The organism is Pseudomonas sp. LBUM1659 (assembly GCF_059716045.1).
In genome coordinates, this window is sequence record NZ_CP166797.1 from 2565767 (window position 1) to 2589662 (window position 23896).

Annotated in this window: 20 protein-coding genes and 1 pseudogene; 10 read left to right on the forward strand and 11 right to left on the reverse strand. The window is 58.7% G+C overall.

Annotated features, from left to right (window positions below):
• Positions 1–40 precede the first annotated feature (40 nt).
• The 3 genes and pseudogenes from ACA048_RS11610 to ACA048_RS11620 form a co-directional block, all read right to left on the reverse strand.
• Entirely contained in the window at positions 41–715 is a 675-nt protein-coding gene (locus ACA048_RS11610) for a DUF3313 domain-containing protein (RefSeq protein ID WP_497629228.1), read from the reverse strand.
• 46 nt (positions 716–761) lie between these two features.
• Positions 762–2029 (reverse strand): annotated as a pseudogene (locus ACA048_RS11615) (OmpP1/FadL family transporter).
• A 67-nt stretch (positions 2030–2096) separates the two neighbouring features.
• The gene (locus ACA048_RS11620) at positions 2097–3710 is read right to left on the reverse strand and encodes an arylsulfatase (RefSeq protein ID WP_497629229.1); all 1614 of its coding nucleotides are present in this window, start codon (positions 3708–3710) and stop codon (positions 2097–2099) included.
• 217 nt (positions 3711–3927) lie between these two features.
• On the opposite strand from ACA048_RS11620, the gene ACA048_RS11625 reads away from it, so the two are divergent.
• Positions 3928–4740, forward strand: coding sequence for a transporter (locus ACA048_RS11625; RefSeq protein WP_497629230.1), 813 nt, complete (start codon positions 3928–3930; stop codon positions 4738–4740).
• Between the two features lie 31 nt (positions 4741–4771).
• On the opposite strand, the gene ACA048_RS11630 is transcribed toward ACA048_RS11625, so the two are convergent.
• The 3 genes from ACA048_RS11630 to ACA048_RS11640 all read right to left on the reverse strand — a co-directional run bounded on the left by ACA048_RS11630 (position 4772) and on the right by ACA048_RS11640 (position 6426).
• Entirely contained in the window at positions 4772–5230 is a 459-nt protein-coding gene (locus tag ACA048_RS11630; RefSeq protein ID WP_497629231.1) for a glycine zipper 2TM domain-containing protein, read from the reverse strand.
• 27 nt (positions 5231–5257) lie between these two features.
• Positions 5258–5641, reverse strand: a complete 384-nt coding sequence (locus ACA048_RS11635; RefSeq protein WP_497629232.1) for a hypothetical protein — start codon at positions 5639–5641, stop codon at positions 5258–5260.
• A gap of 107 nt (positions 5642–5748) precedes the next feature.
• Positions 5749–6426 (reverse strand): DUF3313 domain-containing protein, encoded by a 678-nt coding sequence (locus tag ACA048_RS11640; protein ID WP_497629233.1) that lies wholly within the window; start codon positions 6424–6426, stop codon positions 5749–5751.
• A gap of 353 nt (positions 6427–6779) precedes the next feature.
• Between ACA048_RS11640 and ACA048_RS11645 the strand changes: the two genes are divergently transcribed.
• The 6 genes from ACA048_RS11645 (at position 6780) to ACA048_RS11670 (ending at position 12164) form a co-directional block, all read left to right on the forward strand.
• Positions 6780–7598 (forward strand): DUF2092 domain-containing protein, encoded by an 819-nt coding sequence (locus ACA048_RS11645; protein ID WP_497629234.1) that lies wholly within the window; start codon positions 6780–6782, stop codon positions 7596–7598.
• 16 nt (positions 7599–7614) lie between these two features.
• The gene (locus ACA048_RS11650) at positions 7615–8451 is read left to right on the forward strand and encodes a hypothetical protein (RefSeq protein WP_497629235.1); all 837 of its coding nucleotides are present in this window, start codon (positions 7615–7617) and stop codon (positions 8449–8451) included.
• Between the two features lie 451 nt (positions 8452–8902).
• Positions 8903–9262 carry a DUF6124 family protein gene (locus ACA048_RS11655; protein ID WP_497629236.1) on the forward strand — a complete coding sequence of 120 codons (360 nt, stop codon included), beginning with the start codon at positions 8903–8905 and terminating at the stop codon, positions 9260–9262.
• Positions 9263–9693: 431 nt separating this feature from the next.
• Positions 9694–11049, forward strand: a complete 1356-nt coding sequence (locus ACA048_RS11660; protein WP_497629237.1) for a hypothetical protein — start codon at positions 9694–9696, stop codon at positions 11047–11049.
• Entirely contained in the window at positions 11046–11429 is a 384-nt protein-coding gene (locus tag ACA048_RS11665) for a hypothetical protein (RefSeq protein WP_497629238.1), read from the forward strand. The genes ACA048_RS11660 and ACA048_RS11665 overlap by 4 nt, the downstream gene beginning before the upstream one ends.
• Positions 11430–11804: 375 nt before the next feature.
• Entirely contained in the window at positions 11805–12164 is a 360-nt protein-coding gene (locus ACA048_RS11670; protein ID WP_497629239.1) for a DUF6124 family protein, read from the forward strand.
• A gap of 63 nt (positions 12165–12227) precedes the next feature.
• Here ACA048_RS11670 and ACA048_RS11675 read toward each other — a convergent pair whose 3' ends face one another.
• The 5 genes from ACA048_RS11675 to ACA048_RS11695 all read right to left on the reverse strand — a co-directional run bounded on the left by ACA048_RS11675 (position 12228) and on the right by ACA048_RS11695 (position 17939).
• Entirely contained in the window at positions 12228–13814 is a 1587-nt protein-coding gene (locus ACA048_RS11675; protein ID WP_497629240.1) for a class I adenylate-forming enzyme family protein, read from the reverse strand.
• A 40-nt stretch (positions 13815–13854) separates the two neighbouring features.
• Complete coding sequence (locus ACA048_RS11680; protein WP_497629242.1) at positions 13855–14631, reverse strand: SDR family NAD(P)-dependent oxidoreductase; 777 nt, start codon at positions 14629–14631, stop codon at positions 13855–13857.
• A gap of 73 nt (positions 14632–14704) precedes the next feature.
• A complete protein-coding gene (locus ACA048_RS11685) occupies positions 14705–15862 on the reverse strand; it encodes an acyl-CoA dehydrogenase family protein (RefSeq protein WP_497629244.1) in 1158 nt (385 codons plus the stop codon).
• Between the two features lie 10 nt (positions 15863–15872).
• Entirely contained in the window at positions 15873–17120 is a 1248-nt protein-coding gene (locus ACA048_RS11690) for a thiolase family protein (protein ID WP_497629245.1), read from the reverse strand.
• Positions 17121–17153: 33 nt separating this feature from the next.
• Positions 17154–17939 (reverse strand): enoyl-CoA hydratase/isomerase family protein, encoded by a 786-nt coding sequence (locus ACA048_RS11695; protein ID WP_497629246.1) that lies wholly within the window; start codon positions 17937–17939, stop codon positions 17154–17156.
• Between the two features lie 395 nt (positions 17940–18334).
• Between ACA048_RS11695 and ACA048_RS11700 the strand changes: the two genes are divergently transcribed.
• The 3 genes from ACA048_RS11700 to ACA048_RS11710 all read left to right on the forward strand — a co-directional run bounded on the left by ACA048_RS11700 (position 18335) and on the right by ACA048_RS11710 (position 23895).
• Positions 18335–20386, forward strand: a complete 2052-nt coding sequence (locus ACA048_RS11700; RefSeq protein WP_497629247.1) for an alkyl/aryl-sulfatase — start codon at positions 18335–18337, stop codon at positions 20384–20386.
• Between the two features lie 10 nt (positions 20387–20396).
• Positions 20397–21851 carry a coniferyl aldehyde dehydrogenase gene (locus ACA048_RS11705; protein WP_497629248.1) on the forward strand — a complete coding sequence of 485 codons (1455 nt, stop codon included), beginning with the start codon at positions 20397–20399 and terminating at the stop codon, positions 21849–21851.
• A 271-nt stretch (positions 21852–22122) separates the two neighbouring features.
• Positions 22123–23895, forward strand: coding sequence for an arylsulfatase (locus ACA048_RS11710; protein WP_497629249.1), 1773 nt, complete (start codon positions 22123–22125; stop codon positions 23893–23895).
• Position 23896 lies beyond the last annotated feature (1 nt).

A 23896-nucleotide genomic window follows, 5' to 3' on the forward strand; every position in this document is an offset into this window, starting at 1 on the left:
ACCCCGTTCACGGGGCGCAGGTCTGAGCGCTTTGTGGCTGTTACTTGATGAACGTCAGGAGGTCTGAGTTCAGTTTGTCGATGGCGGTTTTGAAATCCTTCGCAGTGACATTCTGGCTTTGGTTTTCCAGGGTCGTGCCAAACACCTTGCGCACGACTCGGCCCACGGTCTGGTTGTTTTGAGCGTCAATGAATTCCGCTTCGATATACAGCTCGGTGTTCTGGTCGCGGTGGCCGGTGGCTGCCTGTGTCGCGCCGACGACGGCTGCAATCGGCACCACTTCATACCACTTCATCCCTTCGTTCGAGGCGCTGACCCCCGTGATTGCGGCGCGCAGGATCAAGGTCTTGGAACCGGCCGGAACGGAGGCCGGATTGCTGACAACCTGATACTTCGTGCCCAGTGTGGCCTTGGCCTTGCTGGACATGTAGTTCTGAATATCGGTCAGCGTCTGCTGGTTGACCCGCTCATTGGGTTTTGGCGCTGGATAGAACTCCAGCTTGTTGAACACCACGGTGTTATACGCATTCGGGTTCCACGATGGGCTCACCCAACGCATCGCGGTACCACCGCTAGGTGTCTCGACCTCCTTCAGGTTGTTGTAGCTCGACAGGAAACCGGAGTATTGCGTCGTCTCCGTGACTTTCGAGGTGCAGCCGCCCAACAGGACGCCGGCCAATGCAGCACCGATGAACACGTTTCGGGACAGAATCATAGTGGTGTTTACTCCATGGTTTAAGTCGTATTTTTTTTGCCAGGCATCAAAAACGCCAGGTCATGTTCCCGGTCAGCGCTTGAATCCAGGCACTGTCGAATTGACCGGAAATCTGATTCCCGGAAACGTTCTTGGTCTGCTGGTCGGGCATGTCACCGAGCCAGATCAGGGCCCAACTGACGTTAACGTCGGTGTCCTTGTCTACAGCATAAGTGGCTCCCGTCCCAAGGCGCCAGGATTCGTTGATAGGCAAGATCACGCTGCGGTTACTGTCCGACACGGCGCTGCTGTCGTACGCCACCCCGACGTTCCACAGCCATTGCTTGGTGGCCTGGTATTGCGCACCCAGTGAGAGGTGCCAGGTGTCCTTGAAATGCGCGTCGATCGTTGTCGATTGCGCACCAAACGCCGTGGTGTCGACCTGTACGCCAATGTCGCCGAACTTCGACCATTCCTGCCAGTTGACCGAAGCCAGCAACGCCAGTTTCGGGTCCATTTGCTGAAACAGGCTGAGGGTGACGGTTTGCGGCACCTTAACGTCGAGATCGGTTTGAGTGTTGTTGATGCGCTCCAGCAGCCGGCCGTCGCCTTTCACATCCAGACGGTCTTCGAAGTCCAGATCGACCTGGCTGGTGTAGGTCAGACCAATGCGCGTGGCGGCTGAGGGGAGAAGATCACCCCGACGTTGGCGCCATAGCCCCAGGTTCCATCACGGTACTTGAACTGGCCGTCCGTGCGATCGGTAAAACCGAAGGGGCTGCGGTCAATGGCGGTTTGCGCCTTCAACTCGCTGTACATGGCTTTGATGCCCACGCCTACCGACCATTGCTCGTTGAAACGGTAAGAGACACTGGGCACCATCGACAAACCGACGATGCTGGCATTTTGCGCAAAATAGCGCCCTGACCATTCGTTGTCGTAATTGATGGCAAGCCCGAAGTCGCCGTAGGTGCCGAAACCGACGCTCCACTGATCGTCCAGTTCATGGGTGACGAAGAAGCTGCCGCCGGGAATCGGATCAAGGGCGTTGCCGCTGCCGCTACCCGGGGTGTTGGTGCCGGAATCGCGATCGAAGGACAGGTCACCGTAGATCACTTGCAAACCGCCGGTGATTTGCGTGCCCGGCAAGTAACTCATGCCCGCCGGGTTATAGGCGATGGTCGAGGGGCCTTGAGCGCGGGCGGCGGCGCCGGCGTTGGCCAGACCGACGTTATCCGTGCCGATTTCGTAAAGCATGATGCCGCCCGCCCAGGCTTGCTGGCAGCACAGGGCGAGTAGTGTGAAAGTGGGTAGGGCAACTGTTCTTGTTAGCATGGATTGACCTCACCAAATGTCTGTTCTAAAACGGATGGCCCCCCGGGCCACCCGTGGACTTGCTAGCCTACTTGGCCATCGCCGCGCGGGCTGCCTCGATTTTGGCCTTGACCGAATCGAGGTTGAAGCTCGCGCCTTTTTGCATCGGCGGGAATTCAATCGCGGTTTCAGCCAGTTTGCCCACTTGCTGCTGAACGAACACGAAGCGCCAGAACTGGAACTTGAACCAGTCGAAGTACTGTTGCGAGCCCTGTGCTGACTGGTTCTCCGGCCAACCCATGCGTTCAAACGGGTCAAGACGAAGGTTGGTCAGAATCGGAACATCCATAGGTACCTTCGCCCCCATCCATCCGCCAGGCTGGTCAATGAAGCGATACTTGTAGTCATCAATGCGCACCGCACCCAGTACACTCTCTCCAAAGTAGAAAATTTCATGCCGGTTCGACGGACCTTTACCGGTAATCATCGGGGTCTGGTCGTAGCCGTCCAGGTGCACCTTGTAGGTGGTATCACCCAGTTGTTTGCCCTTGAGCAGTTCCGTGGTGATGTTCGGGTTACCCGCCGCAGCGACCAGCGTCGGGAACCAGTCCATGCCCGACATGATGCCGTTGCCAATGGTGTTAGCCGGCACTTTACCCGGCCAGCGAACGATCGCCGGCACCCGGAAGCCGCCTTCCATGACCGTACCTTTACCCATGGCAAACGGGGTAGTACCACCGTCCGGCCAGGTAAAGTTTTCCGCACCGTTATCGGTGGTGAAAACTACGATGGTGTTGTCATCCAGCCCGTCTTTTTTCAGCTTGGCCATCACCTCGCCGACGATATCGTCGAGCTGCGCCATGCCCGCTTCCTGTTCCGACCAGCCGTTTTCCGAATTGCGCATGGCTTCGTACTTGTCGGACAGGTGAGTGACGATGTGCATGCGGGTCGGGTTCAACCAGACGAAAAACGGTTTGTTGTCCTGTTTGGCCTTGTCGATGAAGGAGAAGGTCTTGTCGCGAATCTCGTCGTCGACAGTTTTCATCCGCTCTGGATACAGCGTGCCGGCGTCTTCGATTTTCTGTTTGCCGACCTTGCCCCAGCGCGGCATGACAGTGGTGTCATCGGTGGTGGTGGCCCAACTGTGGACCATGTTGCGCGGCCCGACCTTGTCCAGCAGGTCCTTCGGATAATTGGGGTGTGCCGGGTCTTCCATGGCGTCGAGGTGATAGAGGTAACCGAAGAACTCGTCAAAGCCGTGGACGGTGGGCAGGAATTCGTTCAAGTCGCCCAGGTGGTTCTTGCCGAACTGGCCGGTGGCATAACCCATGGATTTCAGGGTTGTGGCGATGGTCACGGCTTCGGCGGGAATACCGATGGGCGAGCCTGCCTGGCCGACGGTCGTCATACCCGTACGGATCGGCAGTTCACCGGTGATGAAGTTGGCGCGTCCGGCGGTGCAACTGGCCTCGGCGTAATAATCGGTAAAGCGCATGCCCTCATTGGCAAGCTGATCGAGATTCGGTGTGCGACCGGCCATCATGCCCTGGTTGTAGACACCAATGTTGGACCAGCCGATATCGTCGCCCATGATCACCAGGATATTCGGCTGCTTATCGGCGGCATGCGTCATACCGGGGATAAACATTGCCGACATCAGCAAAGGCGTTGCGAGCGCGGAGAGTATTTTTTTTCGATTCATAGTTGAGACCCTGTGTACGGCTGTGGGTACGCTTAAAGAAAGCCCTCAGGTCACTCCTGAAATACGGCATCCCCCGCGATCAGATTAGGTAGGTATTGTGAAATTTCCAGAAGCGGCCCTGTTAAAAGAGGCGAAACTTAATTTTGTTCAGCGATTGAATGGCGAGAGCCAAGAAATTGCGCTTTGCTGATGTTCAAACCACAGAAGGTGTTTAAACATGCCGAGCCTGCGACCTGGGCAGTACCTGTTGCCTTGCGCCCTATTCTTCGGGGCGTTGAGTGCTCACGCTGATGATTCCGCCGAACTGGCCAAAAAATCCCTGAATCCGATCGCAAACTTGTACAGCCTGCCGATCCAGTACAACTGGAATCAGAAGATGGGGCCCACGGGGGAGGGCATGCAAAGCGTGACCAACGTCCAGCCGGTGCTGCCCTTTGAGTTGAATGACCACTGGAACCTGATTTCCCGCACGATCCTGCCGATTATTGACCAGCATGGCCTGGCTCCGGGCGGGGTGGCGGACAAGTCCGGTGTGGGTGATGTGACCCAAAGCTTTTTCTTCTCGCCCAAGGATCCGACGGAAAGCGGCTGGATTCTGGGTGGCGGGCCTGTCTTGCTGATTCCCACGGGAAGTGACCGGTTGCTGAGCAGTCGGCAGTGGGGAGCCGGGCCGACCATCGTGGCGCTGAAACAATCGAACGGATGGACGCGAGGTATTCTGGCCAATCAGATCTGGAGCCTGAGCGGCGAGCAGCCGAATGCGGAAAAGGTCAATCAGACGTTCCTGCAGCCGTTTTGGTCATACACCACTCACACCTACACGACGTTTGGCATAAACACCGAGTCGACCTACAACTGGCAATCCAGGGAGTGGTCGGTCCCCATCAATGCCACGGTGACTCAGCTGCTCAAGCTGGGAGGCCAGCCGCTGACAATTCAGGTCGGGCCACGGTATTGGGCCGACAGTCCCGAGGACGGGGCGCAGGGCTGGGGATTTCGCGCGGCGATTACGTTTCTGTTTCCCCGATGAGCCCCAGCCCGCTCCCGTTGATCTCGTCCCCTTAGCCGCCTTGCGGTACCACGCGGGCATCATTGCCTGAGCCTTCGATGTACACGGTCATGCCTTTACTCAAGTTCGGATTGATCGGCTGGGTCACCTGTACCAGTACGCCACTGGTGACTCGCACGATGATCTGTTGCGCTTCTATCGGTTGGTCATATTTTTTCTTCTCGACATAGTTACCACCGGCAGCACCACCGAGCGCACCGGCAACCATGGCGACATCGCGCCCGGTGCCATGACCGATCAGGCTGCCGAGAGCCAGGCCGCCAATACCGCCCAGTACGGCACCGACGCCACTGTCGTGATTGGTCTGCATCTGTGTCAGCGATATCTGCTCGATCTTCCCGGATCGAACCTGAATCTCACCGGCACCGCCATCGGTTGATCCGACGGCAGAGCAGGCACTGATTAACACAGCTGTCAACGTGAGGGTCATCCAGGACAGTATTGTTTTCATGCGGTGTACCTCTTTTTCAGGAATCGATTATTTGTATTTGATGGCAATGGCTTTGAGTTTGCGCCCCTGGATCGTACTGACGTCACGGCTCCATACCGGGCCGGACACGTAAGCCCCAACGGTCGCAATCTGGTCGTACACAATGACGACTGCATCTGCGCCAAGCTTGGCGCCTTCGTCTTGCAGTTTCAGTTCGATCTCGGCCATAGGGGGCGCCGGTTCGATACTGGCATCAACCAAAATCTCACCCAGCCGGATGAAGGGGCGTGTCGGATCTGTGCGTAAAACCTGGACTTCCTGCGGCAGGGTCGGCGGATACTGCGGGACCCCGACGTACGCGGTGGTCTGCGCTTCCACCGTTGCGCAGCCGTTTAACGCCAGTACACAGCCGATGAGGGCAGCGAAGAACATCGTTCTGTGCACAGTGGATAAGGGACGCGATAAATAGGGATGCATGTCAAATGTCCTCTGCTTGGGTTAATTCAACCGCCAACCTTTTCTGGCGGTTGAAACAGGATTCAACTGCGGATGAACGCCCAGATATCGGCGTTCAATTTGTCGATAGCGGCCTTGAAGTCCTGGGCGGTGATGGCCTGCTTGTCGTTCTCCAGCGGGGTGCCGAATATTTTGCGCACCACTTTGACGACGGTTTGATTGGTCCTGGCGTCGATGAGTTCGGCTTCGATGAACAGGTTAGTGTCCTGATCCCGGTGACCGGTGGCGGCCTGTGTCGCTCCGACAACGGCTGCAACCGGCACCACTTCATACCACTTCATGCCTTCGTTCGAAGCGCTGACCCCGGTGATTGCCGCACGCAGGATCAGTGTGTTTGCGCCGGCCGGTGCTGCGGCCGCGCTAGGCACTATCCGGTATTTTTGGCCCAGCACGCTTTTGGCTGTGGTGGTCATGTAGTTCTGCAATTCGAGCAACGTCTGCTGATTGACCCGCTCGTTAGGCTTTGGCGCGGGATAGAACTCCAGCGTATTGAACGCCACGGTGGTATACGCATTCCGGTCAAACGAGGGGCTCACCCAACGCATCGCCGTACCACCGCTGGGCGTTTGGACTTCCTTGAGGTCGCTGTAGCTCGACAGGAAACCGGAGTACTGCGTCGTCTCGGTGACTTTCGAGGTGCAACCGCCGAGCAGGAGTCCAGCCAATGCGGTGCCGATCAGCAGGTTTCGGTACATGTTCATGGTGGTGTGTGCTCCCGGGATAAGTCGATTGTTTCTGTGTTAATGCAGTCGGCCATCGCCCACCTGCGTCGAATTGCGAACACTTCCTGAAGAGAGCGTAGGTAGCAATGCTGAAATATCCAGCCAATGCGTTGCACGCTGACTTTTTTGCGCGGATTTGACGGGTTATTTTTTTCGATTGAATGGCGAACGACAGCAAATTGAGCTTTGCTGAGGTTTCCGGATGGTCGAAGACTGCAAACCGATCCAGGGCATGAATCATCAAATCGTCTTCATCGGAATACGAGTCCGTTACGACGTCATTTTCATCGCCAGTCGTTTAACGCCTGACCTCTCTCTGCGGAGAACAAAAGATGCCTACTCTCCAGCGGTATATCCGCTTGTTCACGGTCAGCATGGTGATGGCTGTCGTTGTCGCCCCGTTGCATGCCGCCCAGACCCCAGCAGTCGATGCGCCAGCGGCGCAATTGGAGCCCAAGGCGCTGGATATTCTGAAGGCCATGAGCGCTCGCTTGACCGGTACCCAGGGCCTGAGTTTCAAAGCCGTTACCACCTACGAAAAGCCCAGTCGGCTGGGGCCGCCCCTGGCCTATACTTCGGTGGCGCTGGTGACTGAACAGCGCCCGAACCAGCTGCGTGTCATGACCTCTGGCGATGGTCCGGCCACCGAGTTTTATTACGACGGCAAGCAAGCCTATGCCTATGAGCGCAAAGACAACCTGCTCGCCCAAGTCGATGCGCCCCCCACCATCGATGCGACGCTGGAGGCCGCTTACCTGCGTGCGGCCATCTATTTTCCGTTTACCGACGTAATCGTTGCTGATCCGTATAAAGACTTGTCCACGGATATGCGTGTGGCGTTCTACATCGGCCAGTCCACGGTGGTCGGCGATACCACCACTGATGTGATCGCTTATGCGAGCGACGGCGTGTTCGTCCAGGCCTGGATCGGTACTGAGGACAAGCTCCCGCGCAGGTTGCGCGCAGTGTTTCTCGATGACCCGACCCGGTCCCGGCATCAGATCGATTTCAGTGACTGGAAGCTCAGTTCAGCGATGCCCGCAGCGTTCTTCAAACCCGACAATATCGAGTCGGCGCACCGGATCAAGTTTGCCCCGCCCCCGGCCCTTCGCGCCCCGCAAGCCGTAAAAGAACCGGTCACAAAACCCTGAACGAGGAGGTTGAATCATGAACAGATCTACCTTGAAGTTCGCTGGCCTGTTAATCGCCGCGCTGATGTGTAACGAGGCGGCCGCCTGGTCGCGTGCTTCGGCCTGGGGGCATTCATATGGCGGTGGTGGCTCATGGAGTCATTCCGGCGAATTCGGCTCGGCTTCCGGCGGCGATGGCAGCTGGAGTGGCTCAACCAATCGCGGCGGCTCGGCCTCGGGCGGTGATGGCAGTTGGAGCGGTTCAGGCTATCGCGGTGGCTCGGCGTCCGGTGGCGAAGGCAGTTGGAGCGGCAGAAGTGAGGCCGGCGGTACCGCCTCCGGTGGTGAAGGGTCCTGGAGCGGCACTGGTGCAGCAGGCGGAACAGCTTCCGGCGGGGAGGGTGCCTGGCATGCACAAGGTGAGGATGGCGCCACAGCTTCTGGCTACCACGCGGACGGTTATGGCACGACGGCTTATCAGGGACCCGCTTATGGCGGGGTCGCTTACCATTCAGTGCCCTACGGGACCGCCTACTACCATCCACCCACCGCTGTGGTTGCCACCAGCGGTTGTTATTACTGCGGGGGTGTCAATCCGGTAGCCGCCGCTGCGACGGGCCTGGCGGTGGGTGAGGCTGCAGGAGCAGTGGCCACCGAGAATGCCGACGACAACGCGTTCGGCGCTGGCTATAACACCGGGATGATTGCATCGGGACCGTCGACGATGCCCTTGGGTCAGACTTATGCGAGCCTGCCTGCGGGATGTAATTTGGTGACTATTACCCAGAACACGTACTACGCGTGCGGCAATTCCTGGTTGCGGCCTGCCTATGGCGCCAATGGGGTTTATTACACCGTGGTGACGGCGCCGTAACAGGGGGTCTCGGTCATTTGATTGGCATGGACGATGTAGCATTGTGGTGAGGGGGCTTGCCCCCTCACCACACCAGCTTGCCTGGTCGGTTAAACGCGTTTTGAAGGTGCTTGTTTAAACGCTCTCCAGGTTACGTCCTGAAAGCTACAAGACCTTGCGCCGTTGCCTACCGTTACGCCAGAATCCGCCGGCTTGTGCGCCCTGGGCCTGGCCTCTATCGTTTCCCTGCCACTGCCCATCAGTGGTCGGGTTTAGTCGCCCGGGGTTATAAGCAAGCTGCACAAGCGCTTGTCAGCCAGGCATTCCCATGCCTGCACTTGATGGCGGTTGTGCGCAGGGCGCCTTAGGGCGCGCCGGCTTTGCTAGCTTCCCCGGTCGACTAACCTGCGTACAGCTGCCTCCCTCTCGTTTAGTCGCAGGAGGGTTGTCGCTCTATCAAGGAAGCAAGCACATGTTCAAAGTAACGCCCAACCCACCGGACACCGATCCGGTCTCCCCGTACGAACCCGATTCAAACAAACTCAACGAGGCCGCCGAGCGTGCCCTCGATTTCCACTTCCCGTCGAATGCCGACATCAAAGCCACTGCGCGTACACCCAGCAAACTGTTTTCCGTGGACCAAGCGGCGAGTAACGAAACCCTGGTGGTTTTTTTGGTCGAGACGCTGGCCTCGGTCGATGTGATGGCCCATCAGTTGGTGGATCATTTGGAGGGGGAGGCGCGTTACGCGTTGCTGGGGATTTCAAACAGCATCATGGTGGCGGAGATCACCGCGAACCGGGTGCTGGATCAAATTGATATGCCTACTTAGCGTGAGTGACTAACGCAGGGTTGCGCAGCGGTGCCTTTTTTGGGGCGGCTGTGCAGCCCAGCGGGCGCAAGCCCCTCGTTACAGTGGTATTCCTGAAAAAGTCAGGCTTCGCCAGCGACTGTCAGGCATCCCGCAACTGGTCATTGGCGTTAAAGATGTCGTCGGCGCCAAGCGTCAGGGAATAAAACGGGCGCAAGTCACGCGCTCGTAAACCGGTACTGTTGGGGCCAGTAGTCTGACAGGCCCTTGCTTGCGTTTTACACGCCGAGAGTTGCGACAGACTTTTTTCGCTCTTTTCATCACCACGCGATTCATTGGCGATATGCCATCATTTTACCTCTGACTGACGCCAGTTACTCTTCGGCCACCATCAATGGAATGACCAGAGCAGTCCGCTGCCTGATCAGATCTCGTATTAAGGAAAATATGGTATGCGTCTTATTCATCGGCATGATCGTGAGCGTCAAGGAATCAGCTTTAGCAAAATAGAATCCCCATTTTTTGTAAAAGCGAAGGTTCAGGAAGATTTCTATGGGCGGTCATTTTCCCGGATCGAGGGGCTTGACGTTCGTTCGTTTGGCCGGGCGTGGACTCAAACAGAAATTCTCGAAGCGGTTGAAAGTGGTGAGCTGTTGTTAGTAACGAGCGAACCATTCAGTCCATTAAGCAGCGATACGTTCGGCAAGTATTCACACATCACTGGCAAGGGCTGGACAGCTGGTGGGTTTCATAGGCCCGTTGTGCAGGAAAAGCCGCCGCTGCCCGACGCCGAGCCAGTAGTGAAGCCACACCCCCAAGAGCCTGGTTTTTATGTCGTGCCCAAAAGCATGACAGCTGATCAATTGAAAGCCTCGCTTTTCACCTCGCAGAACCCTGCGGTGATGAGCAAGTTTCACTCGTTGAACCCCAATCTTAGCGATGTTAAAGCTGGCTCGATGATCGTGCTCAGTGATCCCAATAATGAGCAATGCACCCACGAAGAAGCGCTACTGATGGAAGCCGCTAACAAGACGAATGTTGCCCTCAACCCCCTGACCCCCGAAGAAGCCGACTTCATGGTTCGCCACCGTGATGAAATCGAATCCTTCATGTCTGCGGGTTCGACCGGTATCGGCATTGGTGAAGCGATGTTTTCAAAGAACCTGGATAACGTGAAAGTCGTCTTGAACGAAATCGAGGCCCTCCACAAACGCACCTTTCAAACTGATGGCCATCTACGCTCACCCGAGTTCTTTGCTGAGCGTAAGCGTCTGCTCAGTCAGCTCGATACGAACCTCACCGCGATGACCCGTAAAGGCATTGGCTTCCCTGATCATCCGAACCTGAAAAGCGCTCTGAGTATCTCCAGTCGCAGTTTGGTACATCGCTGGACGAAGGCTGGTGCTGCCGATCAAATACCCGGATATGCCACACACATTGAAGGTGTGTCCAAGACTGCAAAGGCAGTCAAATACGGTGGTTGGGTAGGTACAGCCATAGGCGGTGGAAGCTCGTATTTAAAGGTTCAGGACGTGTGCTCAGCGGGTGAAACTGAGGCTTGTAAAAAAATACGATTCACCGAGACAGGCAGTTTTGCAGGTGGAGTGGCGGGTGGCGCAATAGCTGGTTCAATATTTACTGCGCCCGTTGTCGGTGCTCTGTGCATAGGGCTGGGTGTACCGACTGGCGGGATGGCTACCCTGGCCTGCGGGATTGTGGTGGTCGGAGCTGCATCTTTTGCAGGGGGCGCCCTCATTGGTGCTGGTGGTGAAATGGCAGGCGAAATTGTTTACGAGATTACGAAATGAATACCGCCGAGTTCGTTGTCGGTTGTTTGTGCGGCGTGGTGATTCTCTGCATGTTCATTTGGATTGGGGTCGCGCTGCGCCTTGGCTACACCAAAATGGATCTGATGCTTGAGCACCTCAAGAACAGCTCTTCTATTCAGTCGCTGGCTTCGCTCAAGCATGGCGGGCCGTGGGGCAAGTTGCTGGTGGTCGGCGGGATCTCTGGACTCGTGACCTTCTCTGGCTTTTATCTCAGGAGAGGCAGTGTCAACGCTGCGGACGTAATCAATTTCCCCGCCCCACTGAGGCGCAAACTGGCAATTTTGCAGTGGAGTGCGATAGGGCTGTTTGGAGCCATGGCCATTCTGGTGACTGTTGGGAAGTCAGGCATACTCAAATAATGAACATGCCTGGCGCATTAAACGCGTTTTGAAGATGTTTGTTTAAGAACTCTCAAGGTTACGTCCTGAAAGCTACAAGACCTTGCGCCGTTGCCTACCGTTACGCCAGAATCCGCCGGCTTGTGCGCCCTGGGCCTGTCCTCTATCGTTTCCCGGCCACTGCCCATCAGTAGTCGGGTTTAGTCGCCCGTGTTAACTCAGTTGTGCGCGCATATGTCATGCAGGTCTTTCAATTCCTGTACTTGATGGTGGTTGTGCGCAGGGCGCTCTCGGGCGCGCCGGATTGCTGAGTTTGCCGGTCGACTAACCTGCGTACAGCTGCCTCCCTCTCGTTTAGTCGCAAGAGGGGTGGCACACAATTAGGTAACTCAGCATATGTTCAAAGTAACGCCCAACCCACCGGACACCGATCCGGTATCCCCATACGAACCCGATTCAAACAAACTCAACGAGGCCGCCGAGCGTGCCCTCGATTTCCACTTCCCGTCGAATGCCGACATCAAAGCCACTGCGCGTACACCCAGCAAACTGTTTTCCGTGGACCAAGCGGCGAGTAACGAAACCCTGGTGGTTTTTTTGGTCGAGACGCTGGCCTCGGTCGATGTGATGGTCCATCAGTTGGTGGATCATATGGAGGGGGAGGCGCGTTACGCGTTGCTGGGGATTTCAAACAGCATCATGGTGGCGGAGATCACCGCGAACCGGGTGCAGGATAAAATTGATATGCCCGCTTAGAGCGTGACTGCAGCAGCGCCTGCTCCGAGCCTGCGTGACCCGGAACAGACGCTGGCTGAGTTTTCAGCTGATGTTGCGCAATGATCCCTTCCAGTACTTTTCCCGCACTTGTCGGCGTAGCACCTTGCCGACCACCGAAAGAGGCAGCTCATCCACGAACACCAGCGATTTCGGCGCCTTGTAGCCGCCCAGTCGCGTTCGGGTTTGTGCAATCAGTTCCTCTGTCGTGACGGTTTCACCCTGACGCAGGATGACTTCGGCATGCACGGCCTCACCCCATTCGGCATGCGGAATGCCGACCACGGCCGCCATCAGTACCGACGGGTGCGCTGCCAGTGCGGCTTCGACTTCCACCGCGTAGACGTTGAAACCGCCGCTGATGATCATGTCCTTGAGACGGTCAACGATGTACAGGAAACCGTTGTGGTCGATGTAACCCAGGTCACCGGATTTCCACGCACCGTCTTCGAACTCGGCGACTGTCGCTTCCGGGTTTTCGTAATAGCCTTTGATCACCGCTTTGCAGCGAATGCGGATCTCGCCGGTTTCGCCTATCGGCAGCGGTGTGCCGTCCGTATCGGCGATGAACACTTCGACACCCGGGGTCGGGCGGCCGGCTGACGACAGGCGTTGCAACGCGGCAGCATTGCCGGGCTGGTGCGAGGCCTTGTCGAGCGCGGCGATGATCATCGGGGCTTCGGTGGCGGCGTAGCCCTGGACAAAAATCTGCCCGAAGCATTCCACCAGTTCGCCCAGCTTGTCCGGGCTCATCGGCGCGGCGCCGTAGATCAAGGTGTTCAGCGATGAAAAATCCTTGGGGGCCGCGCGTTGCATTTCCAGCAAGCGATACAACACGGTAGGCACCAGGAACGAGTGGGTCACACGCTCCTGCTCGACCTGCTGGCGCCAGGCTTCCATGTCCAACTGGTTCATGGTCAGGTTGGTGCCACCGCCATAGAACGTCGGGAAAAACAGCATGATCGTGCCGTGTGACAGTGGCGAAACATGCAACAACCGCGTTGCACTGGACATACCCAGATCGGTATTGATGAACGCCGCGTCGCGACACGCCATCCAGTTGTCGATGGAATACATCGCACACTTGCCCTTGCCGGTGGTGCCACCGGTGAAGCGCAACATGCAGATGTGCTGATCGGTATCGAGGCTCACATCGTTGTCGAGGTCGGACGCTGCGTCCACCAACGACCAGAAACTGTGAACGCCGGGGAGGCTGGCCTGCTCGGCTGTGGGCGGGTCCATCACCACGATCTCGCAGCCACGTTCGCGCAACATGCTGTAGTAGCTGTCCAGCAAGCGTGTTTCGAGAAACACTACGCGAGGATTGACCAGATCGATCTGTCGCGAATGCTCTTCGAGCGGGTCGCGCAGGTTGGTCATGACCACTGTGCCTTCCTGCTTGAAGGTGCTGGGAAACATCATCAGGCTGAGGTTGTCGTTTTCCAGGATCAACATGAAGCGCTCGCCCGCGCGCACGTGCAGCATCGAGCGCAGGACATCGGCGATACGATTAGTCAGCAGGTGATACTGCTCGTAGGTGTAGCGCCGGTTACGCTCGATGTTGACGATGGCTTCCTGGTCACGATGACGCAACGCGAGCAAACGCATGACCCGGCTAAAATTCATTTTCATGGTGGACCGCTCCAATAGCTCAAGAAGACCGTAGGGCGAGTTATCGGGCACGCATACGCGATGCGGCATCCAGGCGGATGGTCTCGCCGTTGACGTAGGCGTTTTCGATCAGAAAGGCGCAGCAATGAGCGAACTCACGCATGTCACCCAAACGCTTTGGAGACTCCATCTGCTCTTTCAGCGAGTTGAGAATCTTCTCGTCGAGACCGGCGACCATGGTGGTCAGGAACAGGCCTGGAGCGATGGCATTGACGCGCACGCCAATCTCGCCCAGTTCGCGAGCTGCGGGCATGTTCATGCCGATCACGCCAGCCTTGGTGGCCGCGTAGGCGCACTGGCCGACCTGGCCTTCATAGGCAGCACCCGACGACACGTTGATCACTACGCCGCGCTCTTCGCCGGCTTCGGCTTCGTTCTTGGCCATGTGCTCGGCGCACTTGGACATGACGTTGAATACGCCATTGAGGTTGATAGCGGTCGCCTGGGCGAAACGCGCCAGCGGTGCAGCCTTGCCTTCACGGCCCAACACTTTGAAACCGGTCGGTACGGCAGCGCCGTTGATGCACACATGGATGGCGCCGAATTTAGCGACCACTGCGTCGACTGCGTTTTGCACCGAGGCTTCGTCACTGACGTCGGTTTGCACGAACATTGCGCGATCAGCACCAATGGCTGCCACGGCGTGTTCGCCGGCTTCGATGTTCAGGTCGAAAATCGCCACGCGAGCGCCTTTTTCGCCTGCCATGTAATGCGCAGTGGCCAGGCCCAGGCCCGATGCACCGCCGGTGATTACGATAACTTTGTCTTGAATACGCATGGAAAGTGTCCTTGTTCGCTGCCCGGCCCAAAGGGGCCGGGTTGTTATTGTTAGGGATGGAACGGGCGGTTGATCAGAACGCGTTGACCCCGGTCAGGGCGCGGCCAATGATCAGTTGCTGGATTTGCGTGGTGCCTTCCGGAATCGGCACGATGATGGCTTCGCGGGCCAGTTTCTCGACCAGGAAGTCGGTGGTCACACCGGCGCCGCCGTGGATCTGCACGGCTTGACGGGCGATGGTCACCGCGGCTTCGCAAGCGAAGTACTTGGCCATGGCGGCTTCCATTTCTGCCGGGATGCCGGCACCGATCATCTCGGCGGCGCGGTAGGTCAGCAGGCGGGCGGCGTCAACATTGGTGGCCATTTCCGCGAGCATGGCGCTGATCAACTGGTGACCAGCGATCACTTTGCCGTGCTGCTTGCGCTCTTTGGCGTAACGCACGGCTTCTTCCAGTGCGCGGCGGCCGATGCCCAGGCCTTGAGCCGCCACGAACACCCGGGAACGCTCGAAGAACGACAGGGTGTTTTTCAGTGCCTGGCCTTCGCCGCCGATGATGTTGCTGGCCGGAACGCGCACGTCGTTGAGGAAGATCTGCGCGGTGGACTGGCTGTTCCAGGCCATCTTGTGGATGTTCTGCACTTCATACGGGTGTTCTTTACGGTCCAGCAGGAAGTGGGTTAGGCCTTTGCGCGGGTCTTCGCCGGTGCGGCACGTGCAGATCAGGAAGTCGGAGTACGAGCCGTTGCTGATCCAGGTTTTCTCGCCGGTGATGATGTAGTCGTCACCGTCGCGACGGGCGCGGGTCTTGATTTCCAGCACGTTGGAACCGACGTCTGGCTCCGAGATACCCACGCTGACAAACGAGTCGCCGCTGATCAGGCCTGGCAGGTAACGTTCGCGCAGGTGATCCGGGGCCAGTTTTTCCAGCATTTGTGCGCCGAAGGAGTTGATGACCACTGGTGTCGACAGGTCCACCGAGCAGGCGGCGACTTCTTCGAACAACATGGTCATGGTTGGCCAGTCCAGGCCCAGGCCGCCATTGGCTTCGCTGACGGCGCCGCTGACCATGCCGAACTCGGAGAGCTGGCGCATAATTTCGGCCATTTTCTCTTTAGGCACGAACTTGTCACGGTATTCCTTGTTGAACACCGGGTCGATCTTGTCGGCCAGGAAACGACGGAAACTCTCGACGGCTTCGAGTTGTTCCGGGGTGCGCATGACGTGTCCCATGGGGTGCTCCTTAAATATTTTTGTTGGCAAGAATGTTGACGGCGACCACGGCTTCTTCGATGCCGAACAGGCCACCACCGTTTTCCTGAATGGCAATGCGCGCACCTTCGACCTGGCGCTTGCCGGCCTCACCGCGCAGCTGCGTGACCAGCTCATGGATTTGCCCAAGGCCAGTGGCGCCAATCGGGTGGCCCTTGGATTCCAGACCACCGGACGGGTTGATCGGCATGCGACCGCCGACGGTGAAATCACCGCGCTCGGCAGCCGGGCCACCTTCGCCGAAGGGCACCAGCATCAGCGATTCAGCGTTGAGGATTTCGCCGATGGCCGAGGCGTCGTGGACTTCCGCGACGTCGACGTCGGACGGGTTCACACCGGCCAGGGCGTAGGCTTTTTTCGCCGCGAGGTGAGCGACGATTTTTTCCGGCTCATCCAGACCACGGTTGCTGCCGGTTTGCACCACGCTGGCGAGTACGCGCACGGCGCGATCGCCATCGTTTTTCAAGCGCTTGAGGCCTTCGGCGTTGCACAGCAGAACAGCGGCGGCACCGTCGCTGATCGGCGAACACATCAGCGTGGTCAGCGGGTAGCAGATCGCGGGCGAACCCAGCACTTCGTCGATGCTGAAGGCCTGCTGGAATTGCGAGAGCGGGTTGTGCACCGAGTGCTGGTGGTTCTTCGCGGCCACTGCGGCGATCTGCCGTTGTGTGGTGCCGTAACGCAGCATGTGATTGCGGGCAATGGAGGCATACACGTCCATGAACACGCTGTAAGGACGCTCGGAAACGGTGCCCGGCGGTGGCACGATGCCTTCGCCCATGGCCAGCAAGGTCTGCTTGTTCTGCTCGACCGTGGACACGTCCCAGCCGCCATCGAACACGGCGAACATCTTGGATTTGTCCGGGACATTCATCTTCTCGGCGCCAACGGCGAGGGCGATATCGCACTGGCCGGCACGCAAGGCCAGGGTGGCGAGGTTGAAGGCCGACGAACCCGATGCGCAGGCGTTCTCGACGGAGAACACTGGCACACCTTCAATGCCGATGCGGCGCATGGCGATCGGACCGGGAATACCGGTCTGGCCTTGCAGCATGCCATTGGTCATGGTGCTGTAATACACCGAACCGACGTCAGCGGTGGTGGCGCCGGCGTCTTTCAAAGCCAGGCCCACAGCTTCGTCAACCATGTCGTAGACGCTGCGGTCAAGCAATCGGCCGAACGGCGTCATGCCAACGCCCACTACATAAATATCGTTCATTGTCTGTTCCTGCTGGTTCGGGGACGTGGCGGCCTAGCGGCCCTTGAAGTTCGGTGCGCGTTTTTCGCCGAAGGCTTGCAGGCCTTCCTGGAAATCGGCGGTGCGCAGGTGCTGGCGCAGCATCACTTGCTCGTGCTGCAAGGCGTCGTCGCGCGACTTGTCGGCCGAGGCGCGAGCCACTTCTTTCATGCGGCGCAGGGCAATCGGGCTCTTCTTGGCGATTTGTTTGGCCAGAGCCACGGCGGCGTCGGCGAGTTCGTCGTCGGCGTGAACTTCGCACACCAGGCCATAGCCTTTCATTTCGCTGGCCGACAGGGACTTGCCGGTCATCAGCAAGTACATCGCCATGTTCAACGGGATCAGTCGCGGCAGCACCGCAGCGCCACCGGCACCGGGAAAGACACCGAAATTGGCATGGGCGTCGGCCAGGGTCGCGCTTTGAGCGGCGACCACGATGTCAGCGCACATTGCCAATTCCAGGCCGCCGGCCATGGTCACGCCATTGAGCGCCGCAATCACCGGTTTGGGGAAATTGCGCAATTGGCCGAAGACCTGATTGGCGCGGTCGAGGAAGTCGGCTTCGCCAGCGGGCAGGCTGCTGCCGGCCAGCACTTCTTTCAGATCGGCGCCGGCGCAGAAGGCCGGACCGGTGCCCGTGAGGATCACCGCCCGCAGCTCATCGTTGAGCGCGATATCGTTGAGGCAGCGTTCAAGCTCGGCGAGTGTCGCCAGGTTCAACGCGTTCATGGCCCGTGGCCGATTGAGCGTCAAGCGCGCCACCGGACCGACGATTTCATACAGCAGCACATCATCACTCATGACAACTCCTCTTATTGTTAGCGCGCTATTGGCGTTGTTGATGGGCCGATAGTAGGAACGCAAGAGGGGCTGTCGCAGGTCATTGCAACGAAAGCGGTTGTCCGCAGGGGGAGAGGGAGGCAGCAGAAACTCAGGACGCCCCGATCCAATGTAGGAGTGAGCTTGCTCCGGGCGGCGTTCCGACGGTAGCGGTCTGACATTCAACATTGATGTTGGCTGACAGGCCGCCATCTCGAGCAGGCTCACTCCGACAGATTTGTCCTCATGACTCAGTGACATTGGGTGATATCCGGTCTGTGAAGACAGACGAATTGATCGAGAAGACCAGCAGCCCAGACGCACTTGCTTGCACCATCGAAACGGTATTCGAACAACAATTAGAGAGAGACCGTGCGATGAAGAAAATCCGTGTAGTGCTGACGGTGTCAGTGTTGGCCGCCAGCATTGTCGGTGGGCTGCAATGGTCGCGAGGTCAAAGCGGCATTCATCAGCAAGCGCTCGACAATAGCGCAGGGCAGGGCGGCCAGAAAGCCGCGACCGAGGCGACCATCGCCGCCAACGCGAACACGGCACACAGCATGCCGGCCGTTGATCCGCTGGCCGAAGCCGATATCCAGCGCGGCTTTATCGCCAGCCTGCCCGATGCCGAAACCATCGCCGCCGACGGTCACGTGGTGTTCAGCCTCAAGGGCTACGAATTCCTCGGTAAAGCCGACGCGCCAGCCACGGTCAACCCGAGCCTGTGGCAGCAGGCGCGCAAAAGCATGGCCAACGGGCTGTTCAAGGTCACGGACGGTTTTTATCAGGTGCGCGGTCTGGACCTGACCAACATGACGATCATCGAAGGCAAGACCGGCCTGATCATCATCGACTGCAACCTGGCCACCGAAGTGGCACACGCCTCGCTGGAATTGTATTACCAGCACCGGCCGCGCAAACCGGTGGTGGCGGTGATCTACAACCACAGCCATGTCGATCACTACGCGGGCATTCGCGGCATCGTCGATGAAGCGGACGTGAAGTCGGGCAAGGTGCAGATCATTGCCCCGGCAGGCTTCATGGAACACGCGGTCGCCGAGAACGTGATGGCCGGCAACGCCATGAGCCGTCGCGCCGAATATCAGTTCGGTACGACCTTGCCACGCAGCGCCCAGGGCCAGATTGACCTCGGCGGCGCCAAGGCCTTGTCCAACGGCACGATCACCATGATCCCGCCGACCCTCGAACTCGACCAGCCGGTGCAAACCCTGACCATCGATGGCGTGGAAATCGTCAACATGCTCGCACCCGGCACCGAAGCGCCCGCCGAGTTCATCCACTACTTCCCGCAATTCAAAGTGCTGGATACCGGTGAACTGGCGCTGCCGACCCAGCATCAACTGCTGACGTTGCGCGGGGCGAGCATTCGCGACGGTCTCGCCTGGTCCAAATACCTCAATCAAGCCCTGCATCAGTTCGGGCCCGGTACCGACATTCTGGTGGGGCAGCACGGCTGGCCGGTGTTTGGTCATGAGCGCGTGGTCAACTATTTGTCCAAGCAACGGGACATGTACAAGTGGTTGCACGACCAGTCGTTGCGCCTGATCAACAAAGGCTACAAACCGGTAGAGATTGCCGAATACATGCGCAGTCACGTTCCGGCGAGCCTGGCGAGTGAAACCTTCACCCACGGTTTTTATGGTTCGGTACAGCGCAACTCCAAGGCGGTGTATCAGCAGTACATGGGCTGGTATGACGCCAACCCGGCCAATATGGACGCGTTGTCCGACGGTGATTACGGCAAGAAGTTTGTCGAGTATGGCGGCGGTGCCGACACCGTGCTGGCCCACGCTCGCACCGATTTTGCCAACGGTCAGTACCGCTGGGTGGCGCAAGCCATGAGCCATTTGATCTTCGCCGAACCGGACAACAAGGCCGCTCGAGAGTTGTCCGCCGATGCCTTGGAACAGTTGGGTTATCAGGCCGAATCAGCGGTCGAGCGCAACAGCTACCTGGCCGCCGCCATGGAACAACGCAGCGGCGGCAAGAAACTCGCCTCGCCCTTGCGCACCGCCAGCCCCGACATGCTGCGCGCGCTCACCATCGACAATATTTTCGATTACCTGGGGGTGCGTCTGAAGGCGGCGGATGTCGAGGGCAAACACGTTGTCCTCAACTGGAACTTCACCGATGTCGGTCCTGACGGCAAACGTTACATGCTCAATCTGGAGAACTCGGCGTTGACCTATGTCCCTGATTACAACGCCGACAAGGCCGACGCCACGCTGACCCTGACCCGCGAAACGCTGAACGCCATTCTCGCGGAAAAGCTGTCGCCGATTGAGGCGGTTGTCAAAGGCGATCTGAAGATCGATGGCAGCAAGATGGCGGTCTATGACGTACTGGGATCGCTGGACAAATTCTCTCCGGACTTTGAGCTGATCGGCCCCAATGCGCCTGCACGATAGGATCACGACCATGAACTTACCCCTCAATGGTGAGCCGCAAGCGCTTTTCACTCCGGTCTCCGCGCGGGTCGCAGCGGTGCTCGCGCGCCAGCAGGCAGCCTCTTTGTCCGAAGGGCCGCCGTCCGCCGAATTGCGTATTGAGCGGATCAACCGGGTCATCAACCTGTTGCTGAACAACCAGCAGGCGCTTTGCGAAGCCTTGGCCAAGGACTTTACCTGGCGCAGTCATGATCAGTCGCTGCTGGCGGATGTGCTGTTGCCGATACAAGGCCTGAAATATGCGCGTGATCATGTGCGTCAATGGATGCGTCCGCAGCGCCGCAAAGCTGAACTGGGCAGCGGCTGGCTGGGCGCCAGGGCTGAAATCCGTTTTCAGCCGTTGGGGACAATCGGCATCATCTCGCCGTGGAATTTCCCGATTGCCATCGCACTGGGGCCGCTGGCTGAAGCGCTGGCGGCGGGTAACCGCGCCATTCTGCTGTTTTCCGATCAGTCGCCGGCCACGGCCAGCCTGCTGATCGAGTTGCTGGCCCAACAGTTCGACGACACCGAAGTGGCAGGCTTTATCGGTGGCGCCGAACTGGGCGCGGCGTTTTCTGCCATGCCGCTCGATCACCTGGTGTTCACCGGCAGCCCACGGGTCGGGCGGCTGGTGATGCGGGCCGCCGCGGAACATCTGACGCCGTTGACCCTGGAACTGGGCGGCAAGTCGCCGACCATCATCGGTCGCGGTGCCGACCTGCAAAACGCCGCCAAACGCATCTGGGGCGGAAAGGGCGTCAGCGCAGGGCAGGCCTGTATCGCCCCGGATTATGTGTTTGTGCACGAGGATGACCTCGAACACTTGTTGAGCTTCATGCAGGTCGAAATGCAGCGCATGTTCCCGACGCTGCTGAACAATTCGGACTACACGGCCATGGCGACGCCCGGGCAATACCTGCGGATGCAAGCTTGTCTGCAAGACGCCCGTGACCACTGCGTCAGGGTGATCGAGGTCAATCCGGGTAACGAAGACTTGAGCGCTTCACGCAAGATCGCACCGACCCTGCTGGTTGATCCGCCGGACTCGGCACTGGCGATGCAAGAGGAAGTTTTCGGCCCGCTGCTGCCGATTCGCGGCTATCGCGACATCAACGAAGTACTCGATTACATCAACGCCCGCCCCCGGCCCCTGGCGCTGTACTACTTCGGTGATGACCGCGCCGAGGCCCGGCATGTGCTGGAACGCACCCATTCGGGGGGCGCCTGCATCAACGAAGTGATGCAGCACCTGTTCCAGACCGACTTGCCCTTTGGTGGCTGTGGTCACTCGGGGTTTGGTCGCTACCGGGGCGGATACGGGTTCAAGGCATTCAGCCTGGAACGCTCGGTGTTCACACCGCCGCGATGGGACGTGATGGGTCTATTGCGCCCGCCCTACGGCCAGCTGTTTCGCCGGGTCGTCGGGGCCCTATTGAAACCCTGACCTGAGCCAAACACCGATCAACTGTAGGAGCGAGCCTGCTCGCGATAGGGCCAGCACATTCAACATTGATGTTGACTGACACGCCGCCATCGCGAGCAGGCTCACTCCCACAATTGATCGCCATGGAACACAGATTTTGTGACAGACGATTTCCCCCTGTAGGCGCAGGCTTGCTCGCGAAGAGGCCATCACATTCAGCATTGATGTTGGCTGACATATCGCCTTCGCGATCAGGCTCGCTCCCACAATTATAAGAATAAGGAAACCCTGGATGATCCCGTTGAAGCCGCTCGCCCTGGCCCTGTGTTGTCTAGCGTTCACCAGCCAAAGTTTCGCAGCCCCCAAACACCCAAACATCGTGGTACTGGTCGCCGACGACTGGGGCTACAGCGACGTCGGTTCTTTCGGCAGCGAAATCGCCACGCCGAACATCGACACCCTGGCCCGTGAAGGCGTGCGCTTTTCAGACTTCCATGTCACGGCCTCCTGCTCACCGACGCGCTCGATGCTGCTGACCGGCGTCGACAACCACCGCAACGGCGTCGGTAACATGCCGGAAACCATGCCTGAGGAACACCTGGGCAAACCCGGTTACAGCGGCGTGCTCAACGACAATGCAATCACCGTCGCCAGCCTGCTCAAGGAGGGCGGTTATCGCACCTATATCACCGGCAAATGGCACTTGGGTAAAACCCCGGACACCTTGCCGGACAAGCGTGGCTTCGACCGCTCGTTCATCCAGGCCGACAGCGGCTCGGACAACTGGGAAGAGCGGCCCTACGCACCGCTGTACGACAAGGCCGCCTGGTTCGAAAACGGCCAACCGGCGCATCTGCCCAAGGACTATTACTCCTCGACCTTCATCGTCGACAAGGCGTTGCAGTACATCGAGCAAGACCGGCAGAACGGCAAGCCGTTTTTTGCCTACCTGGGTTTTCAGGCCAATCACGTTCCGGTCCAGGCGCCCAAAGCGATCATCGACAAGTACCAGGGGCGCTATGACGCAGGCTGGACCGCGTTACGTAATGAGCGACGCGACCGGGCGGTGGAGTTGGGGCTGATTCCGGCCGGTGTCGGCATGCAAACCATGGCCAGCACCGCCGACTGGAACGCGCTGGATGAACATGAAAAACGCTACGAAGCACGGCGCATGGAAGTCTATGCCGGCATGGCGGAAACCATGGACCAGGAGATCGGCCGCTTCATCCAGCATTTGAAAGATACCGGCGAATACGACAACACCGTGTTCGTGTTTCTGTCCGATAACGGCAGCGAACCCACCGACCCTTACGCCATCCCCGCCCTACGGCTGTGGCTGGAAATGAACTACACCCGCCAGCTTGATCGCCTGGGCAGCAAGGGCGCCTTCAGCAGCATCGGCCCGAGTTGGGCCAGTGCCGCCGCGTCGCCGTTGAGCGGCTACAAGTTTTTTGCCGGCGAGGGTGGGTTGCGTGCGCCGTTGATCGTTTCAGGCGTGCCTGGCATGCAGGCCAATCACATCGCCAAAGCCTTCACTCACGTCACCGACATTGTCCCGACCTTGCTGGAGGTGGCCGGGGTACCGGCGCATAACGGTGAGTTTCAGGGGCGTGCCGTGGAACCGATGATCGGCGCCAGCCTGGTCCCCGTGCTGCAAGGCCATGCCAAACGTGTGCACCCCGAGGATCAAGCCATCGGCTATGAACTGTCGGGCAGCGCCGCGCTGTTCAAGGGCGATTACAAATTGGTGAAAAGCCTCAAACCCGTGGGCAACGAACAATGGCACCTCTACAACATCGTCACCGACCCCGGCGAGGTCCACGACCTGCAACAGCAGATGCCCGAGCGCTTTGCGGCCATGCAAGCCGACTACGCCGAGTACGTCCGCGTCAATGGCGTGCTGCCCATGCCGGTCGGATATGACTACATGCACCAAGGGCAGATGTATGCCTTGAAACACGTGGTGATTCCCAAACTCAAGGCTGCTGCGCCGCCGGTGGTCGCGGTGCTGCTGGTGTTGGTGGGCGTACTGATGTGGCGTCGTCGCCGCAAGCAACGGGGTTGAA